23 protein-coding genes are annotated in these 25785 nt (G+C 69.9%); 13 read left to right on the top strand and 10 right to left on the bottom strand.

Features of this window, described 5'->3' with window-relative positions; translation table 11 throughout:
• Positions 1–626 (top strand): DUF309 domain-containing protein (locus tag DJ74_RS14315; RefSeq protein ID WP_094527680.1); only part of this gene is annotated, 626 nt, incomplete at its 5' end.
• Between the two features lie 12 nt (positions 627–638).
• On the opposite strand, the gene azf is transcribed toward DJ74_RS14315, so the two are convergent.
• The 4 genes from azf to DJ74_RS14295 all read right to left on the bottom strand — a co-directional run bounded on the left by azf (position 639) and on the right by DJ74_RS14295 (position 5582).
• Entirely contained in the window at positions 639–1544 is a 906-nt protein-coding gene (gene azf, locus DJ74_RS14310) for an NAD-dependent glucose-6-phosphate dehydrogenase Azf (protein ID WP_094527679.1), read from the bottom strand.
• 124 nt (positions 1545–1668) lie between these two features.
• Entirely contained in the window at positions 1669–2019 is a 351-nt protein-coding gene (gene sepF / locus DJ74_RS14305; protein ID WP_094525416.1) for a cell division protein SepF, read from the bottom strand.
• Positions 2020–2081: 62 nt separating this feature from the next.
• Positions 2082–4967 (bottom strand): DNA mismatch repair protein MutS, encoded by a 2886-nt coding sequence (gene mutS, locus DJ74_RS14300; RefSeq protein WP_094527678.1) that lies wholly within the window; start codon positions 4965–4967, stop codon positions 2082–2084.
• A gap of 60 nt (positions 4968–5027) precedes the next feature.
• A complete protein-coding gene (locus tag DJ74_RS14295; protein WP_094527677.1) occupies positions 5028–5582 on the bottom strand; it encodes a hypothetical protein in 555 nt (184 codons plus the stop codon).
• A gap of 162 nt (positions 5583–5744) precedes the next feature.
• Between DJ74_RS14295 and DJ74_RS14290 the strand changes: the two genes are divergently transcribed.
• Complete coding sequence (locus DJ74_RS14290) at positions 5745–6629, top strand: hypothetical protein (protein WP_094527676.1); 885 nt, start codon at positions 5745–5747, stop codon at positions 6627–6629.
• A gap of 399 nt (positions 6630–7028) precedes the next feature.
• Here the strand turns inward: DJ74_RS14290 and DJ74_RS14285 are convergent, their stop codons facing one another.
• On the bottom strand, positions 7029–7589 hold the full coding sequence (locus tag DJ74_RS14285) for a hypothetical protein (protein WP_094527675.1): 561 nt from the start codon (positions 7587–7589) through the stop codon (positions 7029–7031).
• 454 nt (positions 7590–8043) lie between these two features.
• On the opposite strand from DJ74_RS14285, the gene DJ74_RS14280 reads away from it, so the two are divergent.
• From DJ74_RS14280 to DJ74_RS14245, 9 genes are all read left to right on the top strand, one after another.
• The gene (locus tag DJ74_RS14280; RefSeq protein ID WP_094527674.1) at positions 8044–9510 is read left to right on the top strand and encodes a VWA domain-containing protein; all 1467 of its coding nucleotides are present in this window, start codon (positions 8044–8046) and stop codon (positions 9508–9510) included.
• Between the two features lie 129 nt (positions 9511–9639).
• A complete protein-coding gene (locus DJ74_RS14275; protein WP_094527673.1) occupies positions 9640–10995 on the top strand; it encodes a SipW-dependent-type signal peptide-containing protein in 1356 nt (451 codons plus the stop codon).
• A 116-nt stretch (positions 10996–11111) separates the two neighbouring features.
• Positions 11112–12839 carry a SipW-dependent-type signal peptide and vWA domain-containing protein gene (locus DJ74_RS14270; protein WP_094527672.1) on the top strand — a complete coding sequence of 576 codons (1728 nt, stop codon included), beginning with the start codon at positions 11112–11114 and terminating at the stop codon, positions 12837–12839.
• A gap of 178 nt (positions 12840–13017) precedes the next feature.
• Entirely contained in the window at positions 13018–13803 is a 786-nt protein-coding gene (locus DJ74_RS14265) for a hypothetical protein (protein ID WP_094527671.1), read from the top strand.
• The gene (locus tag DJ74_RS14260) at positions 13800–15248 is read left to right on the top strand and encodes a SipW-dependent-type signal peptide-containing protein (RefSeq protein WP_094527670.1); all 1449 of its coding nucleotides are present in this window, start codon (positions 13800–13802) and stop codon (positions 15246–15248) included. Before DJ74_RS14265 ends, DJ74_RS14260 begins: the two co-directional genes overlap by 4 nt.
• A complete protein-coding gene (locus tag DJ74_RS14255; protein ID WP_094527669.1) occupies positions 15248–16408 on the top strand; it encodes a signal peptidase I in 1161 nt (386 codons plus the stop codon). The genes DJ74_RS14260 and DJ74_RS14255 overlap by 1 nt, the downstream gene beginning before the upstream one ends.
• A complete protein-coding gene (locus DJ74_RS14250; protein ID WP_094527668.1) occupies positions 16408–16992 on the top strand; it encodes a hypothetical protein in 585 nt (194 codons plus the stop codon). The genes DJ74_RS14255 and DJ74_RS14250 overlap by 1 nt, the downstream gene beginning before the upstream one ends.
• Before the next feature lie 2 nt (positions 16993–16994).
• Entirely contained in the window at positions 16995–17153 is a 159-nt protein-coding gene (locus tag DJ74_RS19275) for a hypothetical protein (protein WP_158217299.1), read from the top strand.
• Positions 17154–17220: 67 nt separating this feature from the next.
• On the top strand, positions 17221–18018 hold the full coding sequence (locus DJ74_RS14245) for a ZIP family metal transporter (RefSeq protein ID WP_094525427.1): 798 nt from the start codon (positions 17221–17223) through the stop codon (positions 18016–18018).
• 34 nt (positions 18019–18052) lie between these two features.
• Here the strand turns inward: DJ74_RS14245 and thiD are convergent, their stop codons facing one another.
• Positions 18053–18937 carry a bifunctional hydroxymethylpyrimidine kinase/phosphomethylpyrimidine kinase gene (gene thiD / locus DJ74_RS14240; protein WP_094527667.1) on the bottom strand — a complete coding sequence of 295 codons (885 nt, stop codon included), beginning with the start codon at positions 18935–18937 and terminating at the stop codon, positions 18053–18055.
• Positions 18938–19022: 85 nt separating this feature from the next.
• Here thiD and DJ74_RS14235 point away from each other — a divergent pair, with 85 nt between their 5' ends.
• Positions 19023–19694 (top strand): DsbA family protein, encoded by a 672-nt coding sequence (locus DJ74_RS14235; protein ID WP_094527666.1) that lies wholly within the window; start codon positions 19023–19025, stop codon positions 19692–19694.
• 1 nt (position 19695) lies between these two features.
• Here the strand turns inward: DJ74_RS14235 and DJ74_RS14230 are convergent, their stop codons facing one another.
• The 4 genes from DJ74_RS14230 to DJ74_RS14215 all read right to left on the bottom strand — a co-directional run bounded on the left by DJ74_RS14230 (position 19696) and on the right by DJ74_RS14215 (position 24132).
• On the bottom strand, positions 19696–20535 hold the full coding sequence (locus tag DJ74_RS14230) for a phosphatase PAP2 family protein (RefSeq protein WP_094527665.1): 840 nt from the start codon (positions 20533–20535) through the stop codon (positions 19696–19698).
• Complete coding sequence (locus DJ74_RS14225; RefSeq protein WP_094527664.1) at positions 20532–22415, bottom strand: ABC transporter substrate-binding protein; 1884 nt, start codon at positions 22413–22415, stop codon at positions 20532–20534. The genes DJ74_RS14230 and DJ74_RS14225 overlap by 4 nt, the downstream gene beginning before the upstream one ends.
• Positions 22416–22553: 138 nt before the next feature.
• Positions 22554–23744, bottom strand: a complete 1191-nt coding sequence (locus DJ74_RS14220; RefSeq protein ID WP_094527663.1) for a hypothetical protein — start codon at positions 23742–23744, stop codon at positions 22554–22556.
• Between the two features lie 85 nt (positions 23745–23829).
• Positions 23830–24132: a hypothetical protein gene (locus DJ74_RS14215; protein WP_094525433.1), complete on the bottom strand. Its 303-nt coding sequence runs from the start codon at positions 24130–24132 to the stop codon at positions 23830–23832.
• Between the two features lie 725 nt (positions 24133–24857).
• Between DJ74_RS14215 and DJ74_RS14210 the strand changes: the two genes are divergently transcribed.
• Entirely contained in the window at positions 24858–25784 is a 927-nt protein-coding gene (locus DJ74_RS14210) for a replication factor A (protein WP_094527662.1), read from the top strand.
• The last annotated feature ends 1 nt before the right edge of the window (position 25785 follow it).

Here is a 25785-nt window from a genome sequence, read left to right as displayed (position 1 = left end):
CCGCCGTCGCCGCCGGCGCCGCCCTATTTAACGAGGGGCACACGCTCGCGGCGCACGACCCGTGGGAGGCAGCGTGGCTCCCGCTCGACGAGGGCGACGACGAGCGCCTGCTCCACGGGCTGATCGCGGCCGCGGCGGCCACTCACCACGCGAGCGAGCGGAACTGGTCCGGCGCGACCGGGTGCGCCGCCAACGCGGTCCGGTACCTCGACGGACTCGACGCGGAGGCGGCCCGCGGCGACGGCGGCGGAACTCGCGGCGTCGACGTCGCGACCGTCCGGGAGTGGTGCCGACGGCTCGCGACCGACCCGGAGACGGTCGAGCGCCGCGAGCCGCCGCCGATCCGGGTCGGCGACGCGGTGCCGAGGTTCGCGGACTTGGACCTCGCGGCCGCGCTGCTCGCGGCGCCCCCGCTCGCCGAGGCGGTCGACCACGGCGACCCGGGGACGTTCGAGGCGGCCGCGGCGCTGGCGCGCGAGGAGCGCGGCACCGGGCGGACGCGGTTCGCGGAGCTCCTCTTCGCGTTCCTCCGCGAGCCCGACGCCCGGCCGCAGGTGGCCGCGCGGCTCGCGGACCACGTGGAACTGGCGGAGCGGAAGCGTCGCGACGTCGACGACCTCTTTTAAATTTGAACTCGGTTAGGCGCCGTCGGTCGGCGTGTCCGGGTCCGAGGGGAAGTTCGGCTTCCCGGTGACCGCGGGGTCGGCCCCGCCGTCGGGACCGATCCCATCGCCGGGGTCGCCCCCGTCCGACTCCGCGGCCCCGTCCTTCGGCTCGCCCTCGAAGGTGTAGTCCGCGGAGTTGTCGGCGGGGTCGTAGCCGAGCGCCTCGCGGGCGCGCTCGATCGAGTAGTAGCGCCGGTCGTTGTTCGAGATGCCGTAGACGACCTCGTAGCCGTAGTCGGCCCGCAGACACCGGTCGAACAGGTGCGCGCAGTCGCGGTGCGAGAGCCACATCGCCTGCCCGCGCTCGTACTCCCGCGGCGGGTGGTCCTTCGTGAGGTTCCCGATGCGGACGCAGACGACGCTCATCCCGTGTTCGTCGTGGTAGAGGCGCCCGAGCGCCTCGCCGGTCGCCTTCGAGACGCCGTAGAGGTTCCCGGGCCGGGGGAGCTCGGTGCCGTCCAGCCGGTAGTCGTCGTCCGTGCGGTACAGGTCCGGGGTCCGGTCGTCGGTCTCGTAGCCGCCGACGGCGTGGTTCGAGGAGGCGAACGCGAACTTGTCGACGCCCTCGTCGACGGCCGCGCGCATCACGACCTGCGTCCCGTCGATGTTGTTGCGGAGCACGGAGTCCCACGGCGCCGTCTTCCGCGGGTCGCCGGCGAGGTGGATCACGGCGGCGACGCCCTCCATGGCCTCCCGGACCGCCCGCTCGTCGGTGATGTCCGCGACGTACCGGTCGGCGTCGGTGACCCCGTCCGGCACCTTCGCCGCCGGGAGCGGCTCCCTGTCGAGGAGTCGCCACTCGTAGTCGTCCCCGATGCCGCGGAGGATGGCCTGCCCCACCCGTCCGCCGGCGCCCGTCAGCAGGACCGGCTCGTCCATTCGGTCGTACGTGGGCGGGAGACGGGCATATAATACACGGTTCGGCCACGCACCGGCGGATCGCGGGGACCGTGCGCCCGCGGCGAGATATCCGAAGAGAGTCAGAGACCGAGACGAATCCCGGTTACAGCTTCTTCCGGGAGATCGAGACGCCCGTCGGCGTGACCACGATCTGGTCGTCGCCCTTCTGCACGATGTCGCCGTCGACCTCTTGAGCGACCTGGCGAAGCTCGTCGATGATGTGTTCGATCGTGCGGTCCGACGTCGAGTGACGAGTGATGTCGGCGATGACGAAATCGCCGTCGTAGACGGCGTCTTTGATCGGGATGACGTCGCCCTGGTCACCGATCTCCGCGATGTGTACCTGCATCCCCGTCTCGGCGTGCGCCTCGGCGAAGTCGTCGAGGTTGAGCTCGACGTAATCGTCGACGGAGCGGTTGCCGCCCCCGCCGAGGATCTTGCTCATGATGCCCATACACACTACACGTCGAGGTCGGACATTAGTTCTTACGTCAGACGCACCCGGTCCGCGGGTCGTCAGCGGCTCTCGTCGAGCCGATCCTGCCACTCTTTCACGCGCGCGAGCAGCTCCACGGGCGCGGTCTCCGCGACGTCGACGTCGCTCAGCTCCTCGATCACGGCGCGGGTCTCGGGGTCGAGCCGGTCGGCCCCCGCCGCCCCCGCGCTCTCGGCGCCCTCGGGGCGTTCGGCGGATTCGTCGGTCTTGGGGCGTCCGGCGGACCCGTCGTCACCTCCGGCGTCGTCCGACGCCCGCTCCCGGCCCGTTCCGTTTCGGCCCTCTTCGGGGGCGGAGGCGTCGGCGGCCGTCCCGGTCGACCCGGCGCCGCCCTCGTCCGCGAACGACCCGGACGAGAGGTCGAAGACGACCTGCTTCGTCCCCTCGCCGGCCCCGGCTCCGTCCCCCATGCCGCCGCTTCCGGGTCCGTCTGCCCGCCCGCCGACTCCGCCCCGCGACCCCTTCGCCTCGATCGCCTTCTCCTCGCGGAGCCGGTCGAGCACCTCGTCGGCGCGCCCGACGACCGGCTCGGGGACCCCGGCGAGGTCGGCGACGTGAACTCCGTACGACCGGTTCGTCGGGCCGTCGCGGACCGTCCGGAGGAACGTCACCTCGCCGTCCCGCTCGTCGACGGCGACGTGGACGTTGGCGACCCGGGGGAGGTGATCGGCGAGCGTCGTCAGCTCGTGGTAGTGCGTGGCGAAGAGGGTGCGCGCGCGCACCTCGTTGTGGAGGTACTCGGTCGCGGCCCACGCGATGGAGATCCCGTCGTAGGTGGCGGTCCCGCGGCCGACCTCGTCGAGGATGACGAGGGAGTCGGCGGTCGCCGAGTGGAGGATGTTCGACAGCTCCTGCATCTCGACCATGAACGTCGAGCGCCCCTGCGCCAGCTCGTCGAGCGCGCCGACGCGGGTGTAGATCCCGTCGACGAGCCCGACCGTGGCCGCCCGCGCGGGGACGAACGACCCCGCCTGCGCGAGCAGCTGGATCAGGGCCGCCTGCCGCATGTACGTCGACTTCCCGCTCATGTTCGGCCCGGTGACGATCAGGAAGCCCCGCTCGTCGTCGAGCCGGAGGTCGTTCGGCACGAAGTCCGTCGCCCGCTCGACGACGGGGTGGCGCCCGGCCTCCACGTCGAGCCGGCGCTCGTCCGTCAGCTCCGGGCGCGTCCAGTCGTTGCCGGCGGCGTGGGTCGCGAGCGACGCGAGCGCGTCGACCTCGGCGAGGGCCCGCCCGACGTCCTGCAGCAGCTCGGCGTCGCCGGCGACGCGCTCGCGCAGCTCCTCGAACAGCTCGTACTCCAGCTCGCCGCGGGCCTCCTCCAAGCGGAGCACCTCCCGTTCCCGCTCCGCCAGCTCGTCGGTGACGAACCGCTTGGAGTTCTTCAGCGTCTTGATCTCCCGGTACCCCTCGGGCACCTGGTCGGCCACCGATTTGCCGACCTGGATGTAGTAGCCGTCCGTCTTGTTGCGGTCGACCGTGACGTGGCTGAGGCCGTGCCGCCGCTTCTCCCGCTCCGCGAGGGTGTCGAGCCACTCTTTGGCCTCCTCATGGCTCGCGATCAGCTCGTCGAGCTCGTCGTCGTACCCCTCTCGGAGGAGCCCGCCCTGCGTCTTCGCCTCCGGCGGGTCGTCCGCGAGCGCGTCGGCGAGCTCGCCGTGGAGCGCACGGGCGCGGTCGCGGTCGAGGCCCTCCAGAACCGCCGCGACCGGCGAGTCCGCGAGCGCGGTCCCCTCGACGGCGTCGACCATCGCCGGCACCAGCGCGAGGGTGTCGCGCATCGAGAGGAGTTCGCGTGCGCCCGCGCTCCCACTCGTCGCCCGCGCGGCGAGCCGTTCGAGGTCGTACGCCTCCCCGAGCGTCTCGCGGAGGCGGTCGCGCGCGAGGGCGGCCGACGCCAGCGCCTCGACCGCGTCGAGCCGGCGGTCCAGCCGCGCCCGGTCCCGGCGCGGTCGGGTGAGCCACTCCCGGAGGAGCCGCCCGCCGGCCGCGGTGACGGTGTGGTCGATCGTCTCGAACAGCGACCCCTCCCCATCGCCGCGCATCGTCTCCGTGAGTTCGAGGTTGCGCTGGGTCGTCGCGTCGACGTCGACGTGGTCGCCGTCGCCGTACGCCGTGAGCCGGGTCATCGACGCGAGCACGCCGGCGCCCGTCTCCTCGACGTAGCCGAGGGTCGCGCCGGCCGCGCGCAGCGCGAGGTCGGAGTCGATCCCGACGCTGTCGGCGGTCTCCCGGCCGAACTGCTCGCGGACCGCGTGCTTCGCCCGCCCCGGCGCGAACGCCTCCGCGTCGAACAGCGAGACCGACCCGGAGAGGTCCTCCCTGACCGCGCCGAGCAGCCGGTCGTCGTTGCGGACGCGGGGGCCGGGGAGCACCTCCGCGGGATCGAACCGGTACAGCTCCGCCCGGAGGTCGCTCTCGTCGTCGACCTCGGTGACGAGGAATCGGCCCGTGGTGACGTCGGCGAGCGCGAGCCCGTAGGGGCCGTCAGCTTCGTCGCTCGTCTCCCCCGCGGCCGACGCCCCGCCGCCGTCGCCCTCGCGGACGACCGCCGCGAGGTACCGCGCGTCGTCGTCGGCGGTCTCCAGCAGGGTCCCGGGCGTGACGACCCGCGTGATCTCGCGGGCGTGGCCGTCGTCCGTCTCGTACTGGTCGGCGACGGCGACCCGGTAGCCGCGCTCGACGAGCGCCTTCACGTAGGGCGTCAGCTCCGAGAGCGGGACGCCCGCCATCGGGTACGACGAGCCGTGCGAGGACTTCTGTGACACCGTCAGGTCGAGCTCGTCGGCGACCAGCTCCGCGTCGTCCGCGAAGAACTCGTAGAAGTCGCCGCACTGCATCGCGAGGAGGTCCGCGTCCGTCTCCGCCTTGAGATCGAGGAACTCCCCGACGATCCCCGTTGCCATATACCCGTACTCCCGCCGTGGGCGGCTAAAACCCTACGGGTGTCGCGCCGAGCGGCGACGCTACCCGACCCGGTTGCGACGCGTCACCGTCCGGTGTATCAGGCCGGAGACGGCGAAGAGCACCGCGAAGAGGACCGCGTACGCGTACCCCGACACGTCGGCGAACGGGACGGTCCCGATCGCCGCGGCCCCGGCGAGCAGCCCGCAGGCGACGCCGAGGCCCACGTAGTACTCGCTCCACAGGATCTCGTTCTCGGAGACGACTTCGAGGTACACCTCCAACTGTCGACTCTGCTCGGTGAGGGAGACGATCCCCCTGTCCGGCTCGTACGCGATGAACCCGTTCTCGGCCAGCTTCGGGAGGTGCGACTGGTGGAGCGCGGTGTAGACGCGCTTCCGCTGTTTGTACGTGACCTCGTTGACCGCGAGTTCGTTCTCCCACGCCGCCAGCTGCTCGGCGATGTCTCTCACGCGAGCGTCGTTCCCGTGCTCTCTCAGATAGGCGATCACGTTCCGCCGTCGGCGGTTGCTCAACGCCGTGAATATCTCGTCGCGCGACGGCCCGGTGCCCTCGCTCGGGGCCGCATCCTTCTGCTTGGTGAGTTGGGATGACATTAATCTCTCGAAGAGTATCTCTGACTGGTGACTGTCACCAACTAACATATCTCTTCCTGTTGGTAACTCGCCTCCGGTTCTGGTCTGGTTCGGTTCGTCCGCCCTTTCGCGACGGGCGGTATGGCGTCCATACATACGACCGATCGGCGCCTCAGTCTAGGCATGACGCCCACTCGCGACACCCGTCTCGGTCGCCTCGCCCGGCTTCGCCGCCCGGAGTACACCGGCGAAAACCGCTGTCTCCCCTGTACCGCGGTCAACGTCGCCGTCGCGGTCGCGGTCGCCGCCGCGCTCGCGGTCGTCGGTCGCCCGGGGCTCGCCGCGCTCGCCCTAGCCGCCTCCCTCGCGGCGATCTGGCTCCGCGGCTACCTCGTCCCGGGGACGCCCGAACTCACCAAGCGGTACCTCCCCGAGCGCGTCCTGCGGCTCTTCGGGAAGGGGAGGGCGGCCGCCCCGCCGACCGACGTCGACGCGGAGTCGTACCTGCTGTCGACCGAGGTCCTCGTCGAGACGCCCGACGGGGCCGACCTCGCGTTCGCCCCGTGGTTCGCGTCCACGTGGCGCGCCGCCCTCGACGGGATGCACATCGACGCGAGTGCTGCCGCCGAGGCCGGTGCCGAGGGGGACGACGCTCGCAGCGACTCCGACGTCGACGCGGACCTGGCGGCGCTCGCGTCGCTCGCCGACGTCGACGACGACTCGCTCTCGCTCGACTGGCGCGGCGGGACCGCCTTCGCCTCCGCCGACGGCGAGCGCATCGGTCACTGGGAGTCCCGCGCCGCGTTCCTCGCCGACGTCGCCGCCGACCGCGTGCTGACCGACCGGCTCGACGACTGGACGGCCCTCCCGCTCGCGACCCGGAGCGGCGTGCTCGGCGCGCTCCGACTGTTCGTCGAGGAGTGCCCCGCCTGCGAGGGCCACGTGGATCTCGAGGAGCGCGTCGTCGAGTCCTGCTGTACGAGCTACGACGTGATCGCCGGGCGCTGTGCCGCCTGCAACGCGCGGCTGTTCGAGCTGGACCTACCGCCGTCGCTCGCGACCGAATAAGACGTCGTGACCGGTCGCTTCGTGGTGAATTCTGCAGAAGCTCCAGCCGCTCGCTTATAAATGGTTGACGGCGGATCGGCGGTGAACACCTCCAAAGCCCCAGCCGTGAGGGGCACGCACGCTCGCTGCGCTCCTCAGTTAGTCGCTTCGCTCCCTCCTTGCGGTGCTTGGCTTCGCCTCCGCGCCCCTCACGGCTGCCCCTTTGAGCCCCACCCACACAGCACCGCACCTCTCACCTCCCCAGCCTCGTCGGTGGTCCTCCGCGTTGCTCCGGACCACCGACTCCCTCGCGTGTGCGACTCGCGGCCACCGAGGGCGGTCGCTCGCCGGCGCGCGCCGACCGCGGCGTTCGTTTGTTTATAAATAGAATCGGTACGGTCGCAGAATTCGTCGTTCGTCTCAGCTCCGGCGCCGCGACAGCAGGCCGTTGCGTCCGATCCGGAACTGCCGGAGCACGGAGAAGCGGTTGACCCACAGCTGGTACGCGCCCGTGAGGGCGAACGCGCCGAGCGAGAGGCTCGTCCAGAGGACCGGGTCGACCGCGGAGACGAGCGGGACGCCGAGCAGCGCCGCGAGGACGACGGTCAGCGACGCGACGCCGAGCGCGCGGTACAGCTCCGACCACGTCACGCCGCCTTTCGCGACGATCTCCGTGTACAGAGACACGTCCCGCGCGTGCCGCGAGAGCTCGATCGTCTGCGTCTCCCGGTCGTACTCGACCACGCCGACCTCCTCCAGCTTCGGCAGGTGCGTCTGGACGAGCGAGGTGTACACGCTCTCGCGGCACCGCTTCGGCGGCGGGCTCTCGCCCGTCTCGCGGCCCGCCACCAGCGTCGACAGCTCGTGAACCGTCACCACGCCGCCGACGCTCCCGAGCTGTTCGAGGGCGCGCCGACGGCGCTCGTTCGCGAGAATGGCGTACACCTGTTCTGCCGGAAGGACGTCGGTTCTGAGTTTCATGAGTGAGGGTCCGACGCTCCGCGCGGCACGGAGATCGGTCGTTGGCACTACATCTTCCGTTGAGGGGATATGTATGCGCTCGCTACCCGCATTCGGATCGTGTTTCGTGGTACCTCGACCCGGGATTCGGGCCCTCGAAACCGATAGCCCGCGTCCCCGCGAGCCCCGCGCCCTCGCTCCGATCGCCCTCGGCTTCGGGTCCGGTGCGGCAGGCGTCCCGTACCGCCCGCCGCGGTCGAAGTACGGGGTTCATGTCGCCGTTTTTGCCCAGAGTAGGGACGTCGAACCGCCGATCGAACGCGGCGTTTGACCGCGCGAACCGACCGTTCCACGGAATCGAACAGATCGTTCGACGGTGACGTGGCTGCGCGTAACTAGGTGGGTATCCCTCGGAGGGGAGAGTAACCGATTCGGTCAGCCCAGCGCGGACGGGGGGCGAGTCGGGGGAGAAAGCATGAGCCAAGACACAAACGACACAATCGGACTCTCGCGGCGCAAGCTGCTCGCCGGCCTCGGGGCCGTCGGCGTGGCCTCCGCGGGCGCGGGACTCGGTACCACGGCGTACTTCAACGACACGGAGACGTTCCAGGGCAACACGCTCACCGCGGGCGAGCTCGACCTGAAGCTGGACTACCGCGCAACGTACGCGGGCGGGACCGGGCGCATCGACGAGATCAACGGCTGGTATCCGGACTTCGACGTCGTCGAGGAGGAAGAGGGGGTCTACCTCATCGGCGAGGCCCCGAGCATCGACGAGCCTGACGCTTGGGAGGACGAAGTCCAGACGCGCGACTTCTGTCTGCCCGACGTGGGACTGGTCAACGGCGACGAGATTCCGGTCTTCGTCCTCGATGACGTGAAGCCCGGCGACTGCGGCGAGGTGACGATCAGCCTCCACATCTGTGACAACCCCTCGTGGGTGTGGATGAACGGCGAGCTCACCGAGAACGCCCAGAACGGGTACTCGGAGCCCGAGCTGGAGGCGCTCGCGGAGATGGGACTGGATACGGACGACTCCGACGGCGAGGGTCAACTCGCCGACGCCATCGACGTGACGATGTGGTACGACGAGAACTGTAACAACGTCCTGGACGCCGACGCCGAGGAAGCAGGAGATTCGGTGTGCGTTCAGCTCGTGATCGACACGTCCGGGTCGATGGGCGGCAGCCGCCTCGACAACACCAAAAGCGGTGCCATACAGCTCGCACAGACAGTCCTCGACGCGAACCCCGACAACTTAGTTGGGGTCACCGAGTTCGACAGCAGCGCGGACACCGTTCAGACGCTGACGGACGAGTTCGACGCCGTCGAAGACGCGATTAACGGACTGAACGACGGTGGCGGTACCAACGCCCAAGCCGGCGTGGACGAAGGACAGGCCGAACTCGAGAACTGCCCCCCCGACGAACGCGTGATGGTCGTGTTCGGCGACGGCGATATCAACACCGACGGCCAGGCCGCAAAAGACGCCGGAACCGATATCTACGCGATCGGCGTCGGCAACGCGAGCTTCGATGACCTCGAAGACCTCGCCAGCGTACCGCCGGAGGACTACGTGTTCTTCGCCACCGACGACGACGCGATCGAGCAGGTGTTCGGTCAGGTCGCCGAGACGATCACGGTCGGCGAGGAGATCATCTTCGAGGGTTCGCTCGCGGACGCGATGGCGGAGCTAGAAGCGGGAATCGCGCTCGACGGTAACCGGTCTGTCGAGGGTCGACAGCCCTACGAGGGCGGCCTCACCCAATGTATCGGCTTCGAGTGGTGCCTGCCGGCCGAGGTCGGCAACGAGGTCCAGACCGACTCCGTGGCCTTCGACCTCGGCTTCTACGCCGAGCAGTTCCGGCACAACGGCGACCCGCAGGTGACGTTCAACGGGACGCAGGCGAACAGCACCAGCACCGGAAACGTGTCCCAGTAGACACGCGACTCCGAGCGGGACACCCGCTCCCCCGGGCGACGCTCGCCCGGTTCCCGGTTCGGCGCCTTCGGGCGGCCGACGCGGCGGTTCGCGACCGCCGCCGGGAGTTCCCTTCGGGGATGATACACAATGAACGACGACAAAATCGGACTATCGCGGCGCAAGATGCTGGTCGGACTCGGTGCGGTGGGCGTGGCCTCCGCTGGCGCGGGCCTCGGCACCACGGCGTACTTCAACGACACGGAGTCATTCAACGGCAACACGCTGACGGCCGGCTCGCTCGACCTGTTCGTCCACGTCGACTACTCTGAGGATCAGGGCAGTTACGCGCAGTACTCGACGCCCCCGGGAAGCTTCATCAACGGCAACGTCGTGGGGCAGCTTGACGACGGCGAAATCGTCACGCAGGAGGGCGAGGGTCTGAGCATTCAGGTCTCCGACCTGAAACCCGGCGACTCCGGTGAGGGCGAGTTCTGTTTCTCGATCGTCGACAACCCCGCGTACATGTGGATGTGCGGCGAGGTGACCGCAAACGACGAGAACGGGCAGAATGAGCCCGAGATGGATTCGGGCGACGAAAGCACTGACGTGGGCGAACTCGCCGACGCGATGCAGGTGACCGTCTCGTACTGCACCGACGGCGACGAGGATGATGGCGAGGAGATCGTCTCCGGCTCGCTCGCGGACGTGATGAGCGCGCTCGACAACGGCGTACCGCTGTCGGGCGACGGAGACGCGGACGCGCCTATCGCGGACCGCCCCGCGTTCGAGGGCGTGGCTGCGCCCTTCGACGACGACAACGAGCCGGTGATCGCCGAGCAGTGCGTCTGCTTCGAGTGGGAGGTTCCCTTCGAGGTCGGCAACGAGATCCAGAGCGACTCCGTCGAGTTTGACTTCGAGTTCTACGCGGTGCAGTCGCGTCACAACGACGGGACGCACAACCCCTGCATCACCTCCCGCGAGGTCGAGGGCTTCGGCAAGTTAGACTACGATGACGCCGACGTACTGTGGGCCTCCAAGGCGCGCAACGGCGGCTCCAACACCTTCGAGCTGATCGTGGGCGACGACAACACGAACGCCGACACCGCTGACTACGACTTCGGCGGCAGCAGCTTCGACGGCGAGCTGACGGTCGCGTACGACGCCGACACCGGCGAAGCGACCCTCGAAATCGCGAACGGTACCACCGCTGACGTCAGCTACGCCGTCAGCAACGCCGCCGGCGACGTGATCTCCATCGTCGCGCGCGGCGACGACGCGAGCCACCTCGCGAGCGTCTCGAACGTCCGGGTCAACGGGAGCGCCCCGAGCGGCCCCGACGCGGTCGAAGCCGACGGCGCAGAGACCGTCTCCCTGCTGATCGAGGACGTTGACGCCAGCGCCGACTGGGAACTGACCGCGGACGTGGCGTTCGAGGGCCTGGACAACGACCCGAGCGCCTCGGACGAGAACCCCGCGGTGTACGTCGAGGTGATCGACGCGTAGGCGAACGCGCCGCGGCGGGGGGGGGCGCTCCCCCATCACCCACACCGGACCCGCGCGGGCGGCCGGAACGGCGGTTCGACTCCGCCGGTGGGACTTCCCTACGGGGAATTACACTCATGGAAGATAAAGACAACATCGACACGATCGGACTCTCGCGGCGCTCGATCCTCGCCGGCCTCGGCGCGGTCGGGCTGGCGTCGGCGGGCGCGGGCTTAGGCACCACGGCGTACTTCAACGACACCGAGTCGTTCGACGGCAACACGCTCACCGCCGGCCAGCTCGACCTCTTGGTCGACTGGCAGCAGACGTACGACTTCGGCGAGGGCCGCCACTTCGTCAGCGCGCACCCCGACCACGACGGCGACGGCGAGCAGTCGATCGCCGCCGACAACGACGCCGGCCAGATCAGGTACAGCGACTTCCCGGACGAGACCGACGATGACAGCAACGGAGCGAACATCCCCGTTCTGGACTGCGAGAACATCCCGCCGCTGTCGGAGGCGAAGTTCAACATCGACCCCGTCACTGGTGAGGAGATGGACAAGCTCGTCCAGCTCACCGACGTGAAGCCCGGCGACTCCGGCGAGATCACCTTCTCGCTGCACCTCTGTGACAACCCCGGTTACATCTGGATGCAGGCGGGCAACGTCAGCGACGACGGCGGCACCGAAACCGAGCCCGAACTAATCGTCGACCCCGATAACCTCGGCGACCTCGGCGACGCCATCCAGGCGACGCTCTGGTACGACGAGGACTGCGACAACGTGTACGACGGCGCGGAGCCGGTCGACATCATGCTCACGCTCGACTTCTCGGGCTCGATGCTGTACGACCAGTACGGCGGCGTCGTCAGCGACGACGACATCACCGTCGGCGGGACCACCTACTCCGAGACGACGAAGATCGACCTCGTCGAGCTCGGCACCCGCCAGTTCGTCAGCTACCTCCAGTCGCAGGGCTCGGACGTTCAGGTCGGCGTCGCGTACTTCGACGGCGATAACGACGGGAACCCGCGCGTGGGACTACTTGAGCCTCTGACGGTCGCCCTCGACGACGTTGACGCGGCGCTCACCGGGCTCCGTCAGAAGCTCGCGAACGTCGTGAGCGGTCCGACGAACGACCCGAACGTCAACGAGGGGGATCCGGACCCGTTCTCCAACGCGAGCAACATCGCGACCGGGACGTACATTGGCGCAGGCGTCGATGTCGCGCAGGAAGAACTCACCGACAGCGGCCGGAGTGGCGCGGAAAAGCGCAACATCGTCCTCTCCGACGGTGAGTCGTTCAACGGCTCCGGTGGCTCTTCGTTCGCCTCTCCGGAAGATGCTGCGACCAGCGCGCGCTTAGGGCCGGGCGGAGAGATTCCCCCGTCGCCGCCTTCAGTCGAAACCGACGTCTACACGATCAACGTCGACGGCAGCGCCGCCACGCTACAGGCGATGGCGGGTCCGGCCGGCGGGTCGGGCGGCGACCCGACGTTCTTCAACGACGTCAGCGATCCGCTCAACATCCCATCGGTGTTCGGGAACCTCGCGGCGCAGACCGGACAGGAGAAGGTCATCATGGACGGCTCCCTCGCGGACGTGCTCGACGCGCTCGAGGACGGCGACGGGATTCCGCTCGACGGGAACCGGTCGACGCCGTACGACGAGTTCGACGACGACCCCGCCGACGCAAACCGCGAGCCGTTCGCGGGCGACGGCGTGATGCACTGCGTCGCGCTCGAATGGGAACTGCCGTTCGACGTGGGCAACGAGGTCCAGGGCGACACGCTCGGCTTCGACCTCGGCTTCTACACCGAGCAGGCGCGCCACAACGACGGGGCGGGACCCCAGTCGGCCTGATCCGATCGCGGCCGGGACGAACGACCGCCGTTCGCTTCGATGCGATCAGACCGGTATGAGGCCCGTACCGCGCAGGTACGGCCGTCGGTCCGCCCGGGTAGGGCGCGCATACATACCAGCGCGGTCAGCGTAGGAGAACCATCGACGACACGGCCGTTCGGAGCCGCAACGACGAATAATGACACAAAAGGAATCGAAACTCACGCGGCGGGAGGCACTCGCGGGCGTCGGAGCCGTCGGCTTCGCGACCCTCGGGGCCGCCTCCGGACGGCGAACGGGAACAGACAGCTGGGGTGAGTATACGGACTACACCTACGCGCAGACCGACCAGCCGTGGGACCTGCTCGTCGGCTGGCGGCGGACCGAGAACGGGATGGTCGTCGATTCGAGCCCGACGGACGCCGAAGACGACGTCGAGGCGGCCGGAATCCGTCTCGTCGACGTCGACAACGCCCTGCCCCACGACACCGGGACCGCGAGCGTGGGCCTCCGCTTGGAGGACCCCGCGGGCGTAGCGCCCGACGGCGTCCGGGTGTGGCTGAAGATCGGCCCGGCCCTCGACGGCCCCGACGTGAGCGCGGTCGACCGCGCGCTCGCCGACCGCATCCGGCTGGAGGTCCGGTACGACACCGGCCTCCTCGGGGTCGGCGCGTGCGCGGGCGCCGAGAGCGACTTCGCCGGCTACGGCGAGCTGATCGCCGCCGGCACGCTCGCGGAACTCAACGCCGACCCGGTGGCGACGGGGATCGAACTCGATCCCACGCTGCTCGGGAACGGTTGTCTCACGACCGAGGAGCGCCGCTGTCTGACCTTCACCTGGGAGTTCGACGGGGAGGACGGTAACGCCGGACAGGGCGGTGCCGTCGACTTCGACGTGCGGTTCGCCGCCGACGAGTGCGGCTCCGAGGGGAACCCCTTCGACCAGAACGAGACGACCGGAGACACCAGTGAGGGGCCACTATGACCCCCGGAAACGACGCGGGACGGCGCCCGAGCCGCCTGAGCCGGCGCCGGCTCCTCGCGAGCATCGGCGGCGTCGGCGCCGTCGGGATGGCGAGCGGCCTCGGGACCGGCGCGTACCTCTCGGACCGCGAGACGTTCCCGGGCAACGCCTTCGGCGCCGGCGAGGTCGAGCTGGTCGTGGACACCGCGATCTCCGACGGGACCTTCGCAGTCGACGTGTCGGGAATTGGACGCGGCCCGGACAAGAGGGCCTCCGACTCGTTTAATGTCGAAGTTCGGACGAACCCCGCCAGGGTCTGGCTCGCGGCGAAGTGTCCCACGGTCAACGACGACCTTTCGGACGCCCTCGAAGTCGACGTCCGCGTGGACGGGAGTTCGATCACGGGCGGGTTCCGCCCGTTCGCCACGGTCGCTGCCGAACTCGTCGACGGCGAACGGATCGACACCGGCTGTCTCGATCCCGAAAGTCCGATCGAGGTCGAGGTCTTCGCGGAGCTCCCCGTCGACGCGCCGGATTCGCTGTCTGGACAAAACACTTCACTCTCGTTCCGGCTGTACGCCGAGCAGTGTCGCCACGTCTCCGAGGCGGACGCGGCGGGGTCGAACCCCTTCGCCGACCGGGTCTGTGAGGAGCCGGGTGACAACTGCCCCGAGTGCGTCGAGTTCGGGAAGGCGGAATTCGGCGACTCGCCGGTCGCGGTCGGGGACACGCTCTCGCTGATCGAACTCCCCGCGGGCGCGGACGGTCACGAGATCGCTATCACCGCGGTCGAGACGAAAGACGAGGGGGGCAACGCCGAGACGGTCGGCGTCGAGTTCACCCTCCAAGACGCCGACGGGAACCCCGGACCGGACATGTGTAAGGTCGAGATCAAGGGCGGGCAAGAGACCGAGTCCTACGAGATCGATCCGGCCTCTTCGGAGACGGACGAGATCTTGTTCGCGCCCCTGAAACCCGACAAGGACAAGCGACACGGGATCAGCAACATCGTCGTCTTCGTCTGTTCCGATTCGGGCGACGGCGACGACCCCGACGAGGACGAGACGGTCGACTGCGTCGTCTGCGACGACGAGAACGCCTCGCTCGCGACGCTCGACGTCCGCTACCGCGGCGACGACGAGCCGTCGGTCACCGTCGTCTCGACGAAGGGGGGCACCGGCGGGACGCTCTTCGAGGGCACGGTCGCCAACGGAGACGTGTTCACCCTCGACGGGAGCGACGTGACTCGGAGCGGGAACAACGGCAACGGAAACGGCGGCGGCCAGACGGACAGACTCGGTCCGGAGGTCGAGATACGGGTCGAGGGCGGAGCGACGACCCCGATCCACGTGAGCTGCTCGGAGCTGCTCGCGGTCGGGATGCGGTTCGGACCCGACGACGAGTTCGAGATCGCGGGCGGAACGACCACTGACGAGAGACCGATATGCGGCACGGAGGCGAACTGATGACACAACTACTCACATCACCACGGACGAAACGCGCGGCGAACGTACTCGGGATCGCCCTACTGATCGCGCTCGTCGCGCCGTTCGCGGTGTACGCCGCGCCCGAGATCGTCGGCGCCGACGAGAGCTTCGTCGTGCTCACGGCGAGCATGACGCCCGCCATCGCGCCGGGCGACGTGGTGATCGTCGCCGATCGCGACCCGACGACGGTCGTCGACGGCGACGTGATCACGTTCATGCGCGGCACGAGCGAGGTGCCGGTGACGCACCGCGTGATCGACGTCGTCGGCGAGGGCGGGACCCTCGCCTTCGAGACGATGGGCGACGCGAACGAGGGGCCGGACCCGGGGCTCGTCCCCGCCGGGAACCTCGTCGGCGTGGTCGCGCTGACGATCCCGTACATCGGGTACGTGATCCAGTTCGCGGGCACGCAGGCCGGATTCGTCGCGCTGGTGCTGCTCCCGTTCGGCCTGCTCGCGGTCACCGAGGTCTGGTCGATCGTTCGCGGCCGCGAGGAGGCGGACGGGGGGTCGGACGCGCCGGACTCGCCTGACGCGCCGGACTCGCCTGACGCGACGGCCGACGGAGTCGTCGACGCGGACGCGACCGCGGCGCCCGTCACCGCGGCGTCCGCCGGGACCGACGCGGCAGGCGTCGAGACCGCCGAAACCGACGTGACGCCCGCAGAGACCGCCGCGACCGGTTCCACGGGAGTCTCCGTCGACGCGGTCGGCGGGGCGGCGGCGGTGTTGCTGGTGTTCGCGCCGTACGCGACCTACGTCGCGGTCCAGCTCCGCACCGCCGCGGCCATCGCGGTCGCGGTCGCGGCGGCGACGCTGCTGCTCGGCGCGCTCGCGACGTGGGTGCCGGCAAGCGGCGTCCTCGACCGGAACCGACCGAGCGCTGAGGCGGCGGACGACGACACGGCGAGCGACCGCGCGGAGAGCGGCGATACCGCGGACGACGGGGCGGATGACGACTACGTGGCGAGCGCCGAGAGCGGAGCGGAGGGGGCCGAGCGCGGAGCGGAGGGCGACGACGGAACGACTGACCCGGTCGATCCGTCGGGATCGGTGGCAGTGACGGACGGGTCCGGGGCGCGTCAGTCGCCGTCGACGACCCCACCGTCACAGCCGGACCGCGCCGGGGAGGTGGACTGATGGCCGTGAACCGCGGCCTCGTCGGCCTCGTCGCCGTCGCGGTGCTGGTGTGGGGAGTCGCCTTCGGCGGCGGCCTCACGCTCGCCGTGCTCACGTCGAACGCGACCGTGACGACGACGTTCGAAACGGTCGGGGAGTTCGCCCCGATCGAAGCGTCGCCGGACGGCGATCTCGGGACGTCGGCGCTCTCGGTGGAGAACGGGTCGACCACGACCGTGCCCGTGGACAACTCGACGGAGAACTCGGTGAACGCGAACGCGTCGGCTCACGAGACCGTCTCGGTGCCGCCGGGCAACGAGACCTCCTCGAACTCGGGGAACGTTTCGGATTCGGGCAACGAAACTGCGCTGCCCGAGACCGAATCGGGTCCGGACGATGAGCTCGCGCCGGACGACGAGCCGAAGACGGACGATGAGCTCGCGCCGGACGACGAGCCGAAGACGGACGACGAGCCGAAGACGGACGATGAGCCCGCGCCGACGGGAGACGAACCGACGTTCAAGCGGAACGTTCCGGATCCTGCGGAGAAGGGGTCTGAAACGACCGGTTCTGACGCCGCAGCGTTCGCTCCGACCGGGGTGTGAGCGTGAGTTCGCTGATCGGGCTGCGGGGGTCCGAACCGAAACGCGGCGGTGGGGCGTGCGCTCGCCGGCCTCCGCCCGGGACGAAGCTCGGGGTGCTGCTGTTGTTCCTCGCGCTGTTCCTGATCCTGCTGCTCGCCGGTCTCGTTCGCGGTATCGGATGAACGCTCCCGGACTCCGGGTTTCGTCGGCGGGGTTATGTACCGGACTGACGAAGCTCTCCGCAAACGCATGGTCGCGCTCGACGCGTTCGCGTTCGTATTCGTCGCCGGGCTGATCACGGCCCTCGCGACCGGGATCGGCGCGCTGCCGTTCTTCTTTTTCGACTCGATCAGCGACCGAGGGAACGTGGCGCTGTGGGGGTTCTCCTCGGGGATCATGCTCTCCGCGTCGCTGTTCGGGCTCGTCCGGGAGGGGCTCGCCGAGGGGACGCCGGTCGAGATCGGGATCGGCCTGGCCGCGGGCGTCGTCCTGGTCGTCGTCGCGCACGACGTGCTGTTGGACGCCGACATCGACCCGCGAGAGTACGAGGAGGCGGACTTCAAGAAGCTCGTGTTGATCCTCGGCGTGCTGACCGTCCACAGCTTCCCCGAGGGGGTCGCCGTCGGCGTCTCGTTCGCGGACCTCGGGCTGGCGGGCGGGGCCTCGCTGTTCGGCTTCGCCGTCCCGCTGCTCGCCGTGTTCATGACGGTCGCGATCTCGATCCACAACGTCCCCGAGGGGACCGCGATCTCGATCCCGCTGCGGGCGATGGGCGTCTCGAAGTGGAAGATGGTCTGGTGGTCGGTGTTCTCCAGCCTCCCGCAACCGATCGGCGCGGTCCTCGCCTTCGCGTTCGTCCGGTACGCCCGCGAGTTCCTCCCGTACGGCTTCGGCTTCGCCGCCGGCGCGATGATCTACCTCGTCGCCACCGAGTTCATCCCGGAGGCGCTCGAGACCGGCGCGGCGCTCCCCCGCGGCGGGAAGCCCGTGCTCGCGGGCGGGATCGCGCTCGGCGTCGTGCTGATGCTCCCGCTCAACTTCATCTGAGCGCCTCCGGTCGACCGTCGACGGCGCGTTCGACTCACCGACCGTCGTCGAACGCCGTCGGGTTCACCGCGCCCGGCCCGTCGCCCACGTCGTAGCCGCGGCGGATCGCCGTTCCCATCTCGTCGACCGCGTCCGCGACGGCCCCGCGCAGGGGTTCGCCGCGCGCCAGCCGGGCCGCGATCGCGCTCGACAGCGCGCAGCCGGAGCCGTGCGTCGCGTCGGTCGCCACGCGGGGGTTCTCGATGCGGACGACGGTCGGGTCGGTCCCCGCCTCGTCGTCGCCCGCCTCGTCGCCGTCGCCCGCCTCGTCACCCTCCCCTCGGCCGCCGATCACGAGCGTGTCGACGACCCGATCGCCGTCACCGCTCAGGTGTCCGCCCTTCACGAGCGCGGCGCCGGCCCCGCGGGCGACGAGCTCCCGCCCGGCCGCCTCGGCGTCCGCCGGCGTCTCGACCGGCTCGTCGACGAGGACCGCCGCCTCGTCGGCGTTCGGGGTGACGAGCGTCGCGCGCTCGATAACCCCCTCGTAGGCCTCCTCGGCGGCCGGCGAGAGCAGCCGGTCGCCGGTCGCCGCGACCATCACCGGGTCGACGACGACCGGGGCCGAACAGCGGGCGAGCAGCCCGGCCGCGGTCTCGACGATCGGCGCCGTGGCCAGCATCCCCGTCTTCACCGCGCCGACGTCGAAGTCCTCGATCACGGCGTCGTACTGGCTCGCCACGTGGTCGGCCGGAACGGCGTGGACGTCCTCGACGCCCCGGGTGTTCTGCGCCGTCGTGGCCGTCACGACCGCGGTCCCGAAGACGCCGTGGGCCGTCATCGCTTTCAGGTCCGCCTGGATCCCCGCCCCGCCGCCGGCGTCGCTGCCGGCGATCGTCAGCGCGACCGGCGGGGAGACGGGGTCGCGATCGCGTGCCATATACTGGTTGTACCACTTGGTAATATTAAGTCGTGGCGATCGCCGCCGCCGAACGCCCTTTGCCGTTCGCCGTCGAACCGGGGGTATGTCGAACGCTCACTCCGACGACGCGGCCGGCGGCGATCCGGCCGACGACCCGACCGAGTCGATCACCGTCTACTCCGACTACGTCTGCCCGTTCTGCTACCTCGGGCGGCGGTCGCTCGCCGAGTACCGGGAGACGCGCGAGGAGCCGCTCGCGGTCGACTGGCACCCGTTCGACCTCCGTGCCGGCAAGCGGAACCCCGACGGCACCGTCGACCACGAGGTCGACGACGGGAAGGGCGACGAGTACTACGCGCAGGCCCGCGAGAACGTCCGGCGGCTCCAGGAGCAGTACGGCGTCGACATGGCTCAGGAGATCGCGACCGACGTCGACTCGCTGCCCGCCCAGCTCGTCTCCGTGCACGTGAAAGAGACCGCCCCCGAGGCGTGGCCCGCCTTCGACGACGCGGTGTTCGCGGCGCTGTGGCGGGAGGGGCGCGACATCGGCGACCGCGAGGTGCTCGTCGACATCGCGGAGGACGTCGAGGGGCTCGACGCCGAGGTCGTCGACGTCGCGCTCGGCGACGACGACCTCCGCGAGCGCGTGACCGAGCTGTTCGACGCGGCGCGGCAGCGGGGGATCACCGGCGTGCCGACGTTCGCCTTCGACGGGCACGCGGCCCGCGGCGCGGTGCCGCCGGAACAGCTCGAACGGCTCGTCGAGGGCGCCTGAGCTACGCGTCGACGGCGGCGGTGTCGCCGCTGATCTCGCCGTCGGCCTCCTCCTCCTCGCCGACGATCCGGCACGAGAGGTAGACGGAGCCGAGCGCGAGCGCGATCCCGCCGATCACGTCGGTGAGCCAGTGTATCCCGAGGTACATCGTCGCGATCACCACCGACGTCGAGATCCACACGGCGACCGGCGTCCACAGCGGGTACTCATCGCGCGTCATGACGGCGAACGCCGCGACGGTCACCGACAGCGACGTGTGAAGCGAGGGAAAGACGTTCGCGGCCTCGTTCACCTCGCTCGTCAGCGCCGTGAACTCGGGGTTGTACGTGAAAAGCAGCGACGTCCCGACATCCAGATTCCGCGGGCCGTGCGCGAACACGACCGTGTAGAGCGCGAGCCCGATCGCGTAGTTGAGGGCGTACGCGACGAGCAGCCGCCGCAGCGTCTTCGTCCGCGGAAGCGCGATGTACGCGAGGAAGGGGAACGAGAGCAGGAACGCGTATCCGTACACGTACACCGACGAGAAGTACATCGTCAGCTCGGGCGTGGCGTACGTCTGCTGTATCCACTCAACGAAGTCCCCCTCGACCGCGTAGATCAGTCCCGTCAGTCGCAGCCCGAACAGCTCCGAGACCGTCTGGAGCGAGCTCCGGCCGACCGCGCTCGCGAGCAGCACCGCGCAGAGCGCGGCGAACTCCCGCCGCGCGTCCGACAGGCGCGACGCGACGTCGTCCCGAAGCCCACGGATTCGACTCGGCCCGATTATTACCGCCGCGGCGACGAGTATCCCGCCGCCCACCCACAGCGCGAGCGAGCCGAGGACCGACGCGAGCCAGGTCATTCCCCCCTGGACAGCAGGCGTCCTCCCTCGTCGAACCGGTACCCCGCGTCGCGGAACAGCTCCTTCGCCTCGTCGGTGTCGATAGACCCCGACTCCCCGACGAACGGGTACACGGGATCCGTCTCCCTGTCGTCCCACGAGAGATCGGTCGGCACCCACTCGGAGGAGGCCGCGAGCGGCGACGCCGCCGGTCGGGCGTACCCGTCGAACGCCTCGTCGATCAGCGTCTCCTTGTCGATCAGCGACGCGATCACGGCCCGGAAGCGCGGGTTCGACAGGGGTGCCCGCCGCGCGTTGTATCCCACGTGGTAGAACCCGCCGGAGAGCCCGGTCACGAGCCGCGTGTCGGCGTCCCGCCCGATCCGAGGCACCGCGTCCGGGCCGAGGTTCGAAACGGTCGCGTCCGCGAGCCCGTCGCCGACCGCCGCCACCGCGGCGATGTCCGACGGCGACACCTCGATCCGCAGGCGCTCGAACGCCGGCTTCCCGCGGAACCGCTCCGGGACTCCCGCCGCGGGATCGGCCTCGTCCCGCGTCGAGTCCGCGCGGGCGAGGAAGTGGTCCGGGTTCCGATCGAAGACGACCGATTCCTCCGCCGTCGCCTCGGCGAACCGTATCGGCCCGCTCCCGACCGGGTCCCCGTTGTTCGACACCACCGCCTCGGTCGTCTCCACGTCGAACTCGAAGCCGGCGATCGTCGCGACGTCGGTCCGCTCCGACCAGACGTGTTCCGGCAGGATCGGGACCTGGAGCGCCCGGACCGCGACCGCGTCGTTCACGTCGTCGATCGCGAGCTCGACCCGCCCGTCGCCGACGACCGTCGCCGACCGGACGACCGAGCTCCGGCCGCGGAACCGCGGCGTCGGAACCTCCGTATCGAGGGACCCCATCGAGGTGTCGCGGAGGAACTCGTAGGTGAACGCCACGTCGCCCGCGGTCACCGGCTCGCCGTCGTGCCACCGGGCGTCTCGGAGGTCGACGACGACCGTCTCCTCGTCGACCCGTTCCCAGCCCGACGCGAGCCAGGGGATGACCTCCCCGCGGTCGACGAGCGCGAGTTGGTCGTACAGCAGCGACGTGAAGGTCCCGTCGCGTCGGTACTCGGCCGCGATCGGGTTCCAGTTCTCCGTGATCTGATCGTCGGTCGTGACGAGCCGAAGGACGGCGTCGCCGTCGGCGGTCTCCTCGTCCGCGGTCTCCTCCTCCGCGGTGGCGTTCTCGGCGGTCCCGGCGTCGCCGTCGTCAGCCGTTCCGTCCGTCGTCTCCGCGCGGTCCAGTCGCAGGAGCGCGCCGGGCGACAGCGGCTGTCGGTTCGTCCACCCCTCGAACCGATCCTCGCGGACCGCGCTGAGCGGGTCCGGAAACGCGACGACGGTGAACGGCTGCAGCTCGCAGAGCGAGCGCTGGAGCTCGGCCACCGCGTCGCGTCGCTCCCGCCCTTCGACCCGTCGCTGGCGTTCGAGCTGGTCGTCGACGCCGTTGATGTCGGTAAATCCGAACGGGTTCTGGCGGCCGGCCTCGGCGACGAACCGCGAATGGGTGAACGCGTACATCGCGTCCGGGTCGAACGGCTCCGACTCCAGGAACTGCCCGACGTAGACGTCGAAGCCCTGGTTGATGAGTACCTTCCGCCAGAGGTCGGTCCGGCTCAGGGTGTTGATCCGGGCGTCGACCCCCACGGCGTTCAGGTTCTCGGCGAGGTGCCTGGCGATCCGGATCGCGTTCGGGTCCCTGTCGGCCGGCGCCGTGTCGATCTGCAGCGTGAGCTGGGAGGGCCTGTTGCGCCCCGCGATGTTGCGGGTTCGACCGAGACAGCCGGCGCTCAGAGCCCCCAGACCGATCCCCGCGAGCGCCTCCCGCCGGCTGACGTGGCGGTTCATTCGTCCCTCACTCTTTCGTCGCCCGCCTATATCTCTTCTGTGGTGGCCTCGTACCGCACCGACCGGCCGATTCGGGGAGTCAGCCCCGATTTCGGCCTCGATCGCCTCAGACCTCGATCGCTTCAGACCTCGATCGCTTCAGATCACGTCCGCGAGCGGGAGCGCCAGTCCGACCGCCCACGCGAGGAGGCCCGCGACGAGGACGGGTCGATCGTCCGCCGCGCGCCCGACGGCGACCACCCCGACCGCCGCAAGCAGCGCGATCCGGTGGACGACGAGGGCGGGCGGCACCGCGACGCCGAGCGCGGCGAAGTCGAGCACGAACCCGGTCCCGAGCCCGGCGGCGACGGCGAGCGCGACCGCCGCCGGGTCGCACTCACGCGACCGCGCGACTACGAGCGCCGGCACCCCGCCCGCGAGGACGAGGTACAGCGGGCCGGCGATCGCCTTCGGGGGAACGCTCGGATACGCGAGTTCCAGCCCGACGCCGGCGGCCCGCACGCCGACGACGACGGCGCCGAGAGCGGCCCCGAGCACCGCGGAGTCGGCGTGTTTCGTCGCCTCCCGTCGGGCCCGCCGCGCGAGGTCGACGGCCGCCGCCCGGGTCCGGCGCCCGAGCAGTGCGCCCGCGACGGTCACGAGTGACGCCAGCTCGATCACCGACAGCCAGCCGTCGCTCCACCCGCCCTCGATCCCGCGGTGCTCCCGGCGCACCTCGGCGTCGACCCGCCCGTGGATGAACTCGTCTTCCAGCCGGACCGCCGGGTCGTCGATCCCGGGGACCGTGTGGCGGAGCCGGAACCAGTCGTAGTACTCCTCGTGGGCCTGTATCGCGGTGTACTCACCGTCCGGGGACTCGTACGCCCGAACGTGGTCGCGAACGCCGAGGTACGCCCCGTCGTGGAGCTCGAACGTCTCCGTCAGCCAGACCCCGCCGGCGGGTCCCTCGACGTAGCCGTACCGCGTCGAGCTGCGGGCGTCGGCCCAGTCGCGCTCGACGAACGCCCGCACCCGCTCGGCGTCGGCGGTCGTCTCCGACTCGATCCCCTCGGTCTCCTCCCAGTCGGCCTCGGTTCCCCCCTCGATCGCCGCGCGCGTCGTCTCCGCGTCGGCGTGCACCACGACGTTGATCGCGAGCGTCCGCCCCTCGACCGACGCGCTCCGGCTCGTGTACGGCCACAGCCGGTAGTCGCCGTCGACCGCGATGAGCGACTCCTCCGGGACCGTCGCCGACGGTTCCCCCGCGGGCGGTCCGGCGAAGGCGCCGGAGAGCGCCAACCCGACCGCGACGACGACGAGGAGTCCGACGACCACCGTCGCTCGCTTCATGGCCGCTTCGAGGGCGTCCGCATAAAAACGCCTTCGGGTGGGGGCCGGCGCGGTTCGCCCTCCCTCGCACCGGCCGCGACCGGCCTCACCAGGTCTCGACGAAGCCGTCGCGCACGTCCTCCGCGCAGCCCTCGCAGTCGGGGTGGCCCGCGTCGAAACACGAGGGGCGCCCCTCGGCGTCGACGGCGACCGCCCGCCGCTCGGCGTGCCGCCGACAGACGATCCGCGCCCGTCCGTCCTCGTCGGTCGGGAGGTCGTACCGCTCCGCCCCCGCGGTGTCGTCGTCGGGGTCGTCCTTTCCCTCGGTGTACGCCCGCCGCGCCTCCTCGAACTGCTTGCCCGCCTTGCGGAGCTGCTGGCGGATGACGCGTTCGAGTCGGTCGTCCATAGGGACCGTACCGGCGCGTCGGATATAGGTCCGTTGGCGAATGCGAGGTTGATCGGTCCGCGGGCGGCGGACCCGTCGTGAGGGGTTCGTAAATCGTCGCCGTCGCGGTGGACTCCTTAGAAGTCCCAGTCTCCCGCTTATAAATAATCGACTGTAGATCTAGAGCGAACACGTCCGAAGCCCCAGCCGTGAGGTGCACGCACGCTCGCTGCGCTCCTCGTCACTCGCTCCGCTCGTTCCTGCGGTGCTTGCGTCGTCATCAGAACGCTCCGCGTTCTGGTTGGCTCACGAGAGCGGAGCTCTCGTGAACGCCTCCGCGCACCTCACGGCTGCCCCTTTGAGTCCCGCCCCGCACCGCAACCGCACCGCAGCCTCGCGCCTCCCCAGCCTCGTCAGTCGCCGTCGCTTCGCTCCGGCGACTGACTCCCTCGCGCTCGGTTCGCGCCCTCACGGGCGCTCACCGGCGCGCCACCGCCATCGTTTATTTTCATTCGACCCTGATACGTGCGGACGCTTCACGCGGTATCGTTCCACTTGAAACGAAGCCCGCGCGTGGCGTACGGGCGTCTGACGCGGCCGGCCGTCGAAACCGCGAAACCGCCGGAAGCGGCCCGTCAGCGCGTCGGAGACGACCACTTTCACCGTGGTTGCGGGATTTTTAATACCGTGAGGAACCAATCGCCGTACGCCTCCCATTGAAACAAGACCGGAGGCGGAGACACCCCATGAGCGAACTGCGACAGGAAGCGGAAGCGATAGCGGAACAGTTCTCGGACCACTTAGACGTGGACGCCGACGAGGTCGAGGAGCGGCTGGAGAACCTCGTCAACGAGTACCGCGTCCCCCTCGACGAGGCGCGCCGGAGCGTCACCAACAGCTACCTCGAAGACGCCGGGATGGAGCGCGACGAGCTCGGCCGCGGCGGCAGCGAGTCCGTCTTGGTCGACGAGATCGACGAGGACGAGCAGTGGGTCGACCTGCGCGTGACGCTCGTCGACCTCTGGGAGCCCCGCAGCGACTCGATCTCGCAGGTCGGGCTCCTCGGCGACGAGTCGGGCACGATCAAGTTCGTCGCCTTCGAGACCTCCGACCTCCCCGAGCTGACGGAGGGGCAGGCGTACGAGCTCTCGAACGTCGTCACCGACGAGTACGAGGGCAGCTACTCGGTGAAGCTCAACCGGACGACCCAAATTACCGAAATCGACGAGGAGATCGAGGTCGGCGACAACGCCGACACCGTCGAGGGCGCCTTGGTCGACATCCAGTCCGGCTCCGGGCTGATCAAGCGCTGTCCCGAGGACGACTGCACGCGCGTCCTCCAGAACGGCCGGTGCTCCGAGCACGGCCAGGTCGAGGGCGAGTTCGACCTCCGGATCAAGGGCGTCCTCGACGACGGCGAGACCGTCACCGAGGTCATCTTCGACCGCGAGGCCACCGAGAAGCTCACCGGCATGGGACTCGAGGAGGCCAAGGACATGGCGATGGACGCGCTCGACACGACTGTCGTCGCCGAGGAGATGGCCGACGACGTGCTCGGACGGTACTACCGCGTCACCGGCCCCACCTTCGGCCGGTACGTCCTGGTCGACGAGATGGAGGACCCCGGTGCCGTGGACGTCGAGAGCGCGCTGATCGAAGCGAGGTCGATCTAAC

The sequence above is a fragment of the Halorubrum sp. Ea8 genome, from assembly GCF_002252925.1.
Taxonomy (GTDB): domain Archaea; phylum Halobacteriota; class Halobacteria; order Halobacteriales; family Haloferacaceae; genus Halorubrum.
This window is presented reverse-complemented; position numbering and strand designations above follow the sequence as displayed.